Annotated in this window: 3 tRNA genes; 2 read left to right on the top strand and 1 reads right to left on the bottom strand. The window is 38.9% G+C overall.

Annotation, left to right across the window (positions count from 1 at the left end):
* Positions 1-207 precede the first annotated feature (207 nt).
* Positions 208-283, bottom strand: a tRNA-Val gene (locus AN389_RS19445).
* Positions 284-1243: 960 nt separating this feature from the next.
* Between AN389_RS19445 and AN389_RS19440 the strand changes: the two genes are divergently transcribed.
* A tRNA-Ala gene (locus AN389_RS19440) sits at positions 1244-1319 on the top strand.
* Between the two features lie 36 nt (positions 1320-1355).
* A tRNA-Glu gene (locus AN389_RS19435) sits at positions 1356-1431 on the top strand.
* Positions 1432-1638 lie beyond the last annotated feature (207 nt).

The raw sequence follows: 1638 nt of genomic DNA, 5'->3' as shown, positions 1-1638 counted from the left end.
GACTTGAACCAGTGACCCTCGCCTTGTAAGGGCGATGCTCTCCCAACTGAGCTAATCACCCACATATAAATTAAAACGCTACTATTAAATAATAGTACTGGATTTTAACCAGTGAACCTCACCCTCTTTTACTAAAAGCAGTGACGCTCTCTTTTCTAACTGAGCTAACAACTCATATAGAATTTTAGATGTGTACACTTAATAAAGTGGTGGGTGATACTGGACTTGAACCAGTGACCCTCGCCTTGTAAGGGCGATGCTCTCCCAACTGAGCTAATCACCCACATCTAAACAACATTACATTGCTGCGTTGTTGTGGGGCGCTATTATAGATAGAGTTGCAAATGTGTCAACACTTGAATGATAAAAATGTGCTGAATGAAGGTTTTATAAACAGCGCAGGGTGGTTGGCGTTTACTTTATCATCAAATTTAAGTTGTTAGGGTAAATTAACAGCTGAATCTGAACTAAGTGACTGCCTTATTTTTACTTAAAATAAAAAGCATTACTTAAATAAGCTAATAAAAGGCTATGTTGAAATTGATACAGTAAGCGTGACGTTTTATCAAAAAGAAGATTTATGACTATATAAGGTTTTAAATTATTGAACTGGTTTAGGGTACTTTTTAAAAGGTACGAACACGTTAAAGGGCATAAGCAGTTATCTGTATTGCCATTAGTACGAATAAACTTTAATTAACGCCATGGGTTTTGGCACAATGACAACAAAAAAGAGCCTATTACCCAAACTGGAACATAGTGTTTAAAAACAGCACGAATTATTTGCTAGCACTTTTAACGACGGCCTAATTCACTTCAATTTTTATATGTGTGTACAAGCAACTTAAAAAGGGAAGGGTTGAGCATTTAATAATAAGGTTATCGAATAGAGCCCTCGCATTTTAATAACACACTTAAATGCGGGGTTTAGCCTTGGTTTTAGTACTTTTTTAACCCCAACTCAATTTGCATATAAATGTATACCTTTTATGTTAAACATTATTACTTCATCAACGAGGTATAAATAGATAATTAACCTGTTTATAGTACTGTGAGATGAAGTACAGGCCAAATTTTGTCGAAATTGTATTTTTTTGCATGTCTGATAGCCAGTTTGTTGAAAATTAAACCATTTAAATAAAGTGGCATAAAAAACTGTTGACTTTATTTTGGGGGGTGCATAGAATGCGCCCCGCACTCAGCGATACACAACGTGTTAAACACGTTAGGTATTAAAAGGTTTGGGGCTATAGCTCAGCTGGGAGAGCGCTTCGCTGGCAGCGAAGAGGTCTGCGGTTCGATCCCGCATAGCTCCACCAAATCTTTGTGCATGTCCTAGGGTAGCAGTTTTCTGTGTCCCCATCGTCTAGAGGCCTAGGACACCGCCCTTTCACGGCGGTAACAGGGGTTCGAATCCCCTTGGGGACGCCATCTAACAAATAGTTAGGCGTGGTTTTACCAAGAGAATAGCGTAACACTTAAAGCTCGAGTCTTTATGTGTATTAAACGTATTACCTTAGCACCTCATGATATGAGTTAAACTTATCAATTGTCCTAGTGACACTTTTTAGTGTCCCCATCGTCTAGAGGCCTAGGACACCGCCCTTTCACGGCGGTAACAGGGGTTCGAATCCCCTT

The sequence above is a fragment of the Pseudoalteromonas sp. P1-7a genome, assembly GCF_001401855.1.
GTDB lineage: Bacteria > Pseudomonadota > Gammaproteobacteria > Enterobacterales > Alteromonadaceae > Pseudoalteromonas.
The sequence above is the reverse complement of the archived record's forward strand: the minus strand, read 5'-3'. Positions and strand labels throughout refer to the sequence as shown.